Source organism: Xenorhabdus sp. IM139775, assembly GCF_028598745.1.
In the GTDB taxonomy this organism is placed as follows: Bacteria; Pseudomonadota; Gammaproteobacteria; order Enterobacterales; family Enterobacteriaceae; genus Xenorhabdus.
The window spans coordinates 1-2,968 of the sequence record NZ_JAQRFK010000143.1 but is presented as its reverse complement, the minus strand read 5'-3'; the positions used below and the strand labels follow the sequence as shown (position 1 = coordinate 2,968).

The window sequence follows — 2,968 nt, the reverse complement described above, 5'->3', positions numbered from 1 at the left end:
CATGGAAATGTAATTCGTCAGGGATCATAACAAGGAGCAAAATATGATAAACATAATGAACGGGTTAACGGCGGCCAAAAGCGGATTACGCTTTACGTTTCAGATAGCCGGCCTGCCTGAAACCCCCTTTGCCGTGGGGGAATTTTCTCTTCAGAAAGGGTTATCTGAACTGTTTACCCTCAATCTGACGCTGGTTCAATCGCTGCCCGACAATCCCTTTAAACCAAAGCCGGAAATCGATTTAACCGCCCTGTTGATGCAGGAAGCGGTGTTACAGGTATTTAACGGCGTAACACGGCAACGCAAAATTACCGGCATTGTTTCCCATGCGGACTGGGCGGGCACCGATGGGAATAAAACGCTTTATACCGTGACGGTGCGGCCTGCGCTCTGGCGCCTGACGCTCAATCAGGACAGCCGGATTTTCCATCAGCAAAATGTGCCTGCCATCCTGAATAGCCTGTTGAAAAAGCATAAAGTCCGCACTGATTCGAAACTCTACGATCCCCATCAGGACCGGGAATATGTGACCCAGAAGCGGGAATCGGACTATGGGTTTTTCAGCCGATTGGCAGCGGAAGAGGGGATCAGCTTCTGGTTTGAGGATGAAACCCTGTTTTTCAGCGACAGCCATCTGGGAATGACCGCCGGGCTGCCGCTGCTTTACCAGCCGCAGCCGGAAACTGCGCATGGGACAGAGACCATTTATCAGGTGCGTCTGGGAGTGGGAATGAGTCCGCAACGCAGTTTTCATAAAGATTTCAACCCAGAAAACCCGCACCACCTTCAAAACCAAGACGCACAAGGGCAAGGGCTTTAACGAACTGCGGTTTGAAGATGCCAAAGGCAGTGAAGAGATCTATATCCACGGCCAGAAAGATTTTACCGCCCATATTGAAAACGATGCGTACTGGCATATCAAACATGACCAGAAGCAACGCATTGACAACAACCGTTACCACGATATCCGCGCCGATGATCATCATCAGGTTGCCGGTTCGCGCAAAATCACCACCGAAGGGGATGTGTCGCACCGAATTGCGGGCAGCCAGCATCTCCAGACCGGTGATGCCACGGTGATTGACAGCGGTCAGGAAATCCACCTGAAAAGCGGCGGTAAAGTGGTGCTGGAAGCCGCGGCAGAAATCACCCTGAAAGTGGGCGGCAGTTTTCTGAAAATCACGCCGGGCGGGATTTTGTCTTCACCGATAAGTGTCGGGCAGGGTTCAGGCGGCAGCGGGCGCGGGATTTCCTTGCAACTGCCGGAAGGCGTGGAGCCATTGCCGGAGGTGGAATTTGCCGCCAAACCTACCTGTGCCATTCTCGCACAGCAAGAAGAAAACTGGATTATCACAGGAGCAGAAGAAGCATGATGGAACCGACCGATTGGAAAAGCTGGCTGTCACAGCAAGACAAAGGCGATTGTTATTTTTTGGTCAACAGTCTGGCGAAGCCGAACCCCGTCCAGACCTTTTATCTCAATGGCTGGACAGAGCAGGCTTTTCCGCTCTACAGCGGTACACCGATGAATGCCATGCTGGAACAAAGCCCGTGGCTGATTCAACCCAAAGCCAAGTGCCTGCCGGAACTGGCTCTGCTGCTGGATAAACACGAATTCAGCGATAATAGCTGGGGCTGGGCTTATCGCAGCACGTTGCCGTGGTCATTTCAGTTAGAACACTGGCGGTTACATCAACAGGTTTTACTGCGCGGGCAAGTGGTTGTTTTACGTCTGATGGATAACCGTGTTTTCACACCTCTGCTGCCCGCTCTGCAACCGGGTGACTGGCGTGAACTCTTAACTCCGGTCAATGAACTGATGATCGATACGCCCGACCCGTATTGTTATTACCGCCCAGAAAATTGCCCTCAGGAGTTAACAGAGAATTTATTTGTGCTGGGTGATCATCTGATTGAAGCCCGTTACTCAACCGATACCACCCTCAAGAATCTGGCTTATGCCTTAAATTGTCAGCTTTGGGAGGAAAACTCCGAATTAGCACTCAAACTGGATGAACCGGAAGGGCAATTGCAAAACAGTCTTGTGGCGTGGCTGAAACAGGCGAGAGATGAAAAACAGAACCTGAACAAACTCACTGTTGAACATTTTATGACCGATAACCCACAGGTTGTACTTAACAAAGAAATTTAAGTTGAATTAAGGAAGAAAAGAATGAGTCAGTTAGAACCGACGGATTGCATTGATTGCCAAAAGATACTGAAACACTGGGTTGAATTTCAATTAGTTGATGAAGAAGGTAAACCTCTGTCAGGGATACCTTATAAATTGACAAGCCGAGGGAATAAAAGCATTGTGCGAACGGGTACCACAGATGGGAATGGCTTATTACGTGAAGAAGATCTTCCCCCCATGCCAGTGACGCTATCTGTTACAGCACAGCCTCTTGCCGATGAAATAGTTAAACGAATTCCTCGTCAGCAAACTGGCGAGGCCAATTCCCCTGTTAAGCCAACGGCTATATTGGACGGGCATGAATACCAATATATTACGTTGGGTATGCTCAGTGATGCATACCCTAAGATTAAAGGCTGGCAAGAAGACGAATTGAAATTATCTGAACACTTTAAAAATTCGACATTAAAAGGTTTCAGCACATCTCAACTTAAACGAAGGCATGTGTTGGAAATGCAGGTGTAGCGCGCCGCGTGAATTGAAAAAGTGTGCCATTTAAATCGAGAAAAATCACTGTATGATTCTTTTATCAAAACACGCGGCATGACCCTGTATCTGAATTTGTGTAATTGCCTGTTTTTGATTTAATTTCAACCACCTCTCTTTAATCCCTTATAAATAGGCACATTGAGCATTAATTGAACTAAAAACATGCCGATTTTTTGCCCACATTCCCCTTTTTACTATCAACCACCGACTTCTATTGCTTTCCTCACGTAACTACCTGATTTCTATTAAACCTCCGGTTCGGGGAAAATAATGTCCATCATTTAT

The 2,968-nt window shown here is 47.9% G+C and carries 4 protein-coding genes; all 4 read left to right on the top strand.

What is annotated here, in order from left to right; all coding sequences use genetic code 11:
* Positions 1-43: 43 nt before the first annotated feature.
* The 4 genes from PSI17_RS16335 to PSI17_RS16315 are packed head-to-tail and all read left to right on the top strand — an operon-like array spanning position 44 to position 2,659.
* Positions 44-820, top strand: a complete 777-nt coding sequence (locus tag PSI17_RS16335; protein WP_273552971.1) for a contractile injection system protein, VgrG/Pvc8 family — start codon at positions 44-46, stop codon at positions 818-820.
* Complete coding sequence (locus tag PSI17_RS17495) at positions 753-1,373, top strand: bacteriophage T4 gp5 trimerisation domain-containing protein (protein WP_443256041.1); 621 nt, start codon at positions 753-755, stop codon at positions 1,371-1,373. The genes PSI17_RS16335 and PSI17_RS17495 overlap by 68 nt, the downstream gene beginning before the upstream one ends.
* Positions 1,370-2,152 (top strand): DUF4123 domain-containing protein, encoded by a 783-nt coding sequence (locus PSI17_RS16320; RefSeq protein ID WP_273552968.1) that lies wholly within the window; start codon positions 1,370-1,372, stop codon positions 2,150-2,152. Before PSI17_RS17495 ends, PSI17_RS16320 begins: the two co-directional genes overlap by 4 nt.
* Before the next feature lie 21 nt (positions 2,153-2,173).
* Complete coding sequence (locus PSI17_RS16315) at positions 2,174-2,659, top strand: hypothetical protein (protein WP_273552967.1); 486 nt, start codon at positions 2,174-2,176, stop codon at positions 2,657-2,659.
* The last annotated feature ends 309 nt before the right edge of the window (positions 2,660-2,968 follow it).

Bases quoted from the DNA above. Each gene is read 5' to 3' on its own strand.
- PSI17_RS16335 (WP_273552971.1), top strand. From the start codon at position 44: ATGATAAACATAATGAACGGGTTAACGGCGGCCAAAAGCGGATTACGC.
- PSI17_RS16320 (WP_273552968.1), top strand. From the start codon at position 1,370: ATGATGGAACCGACCGATTGGAAAAGCTGGCTGTCACAGCAAGACAAA.
- PSI17_RS16315 (WP_273552967.1), top strand. From the start codon at position 2,174: ATGAGTCAGTTAGAACCGACGGATTGCATTGATTGCCAAAAGATACTG.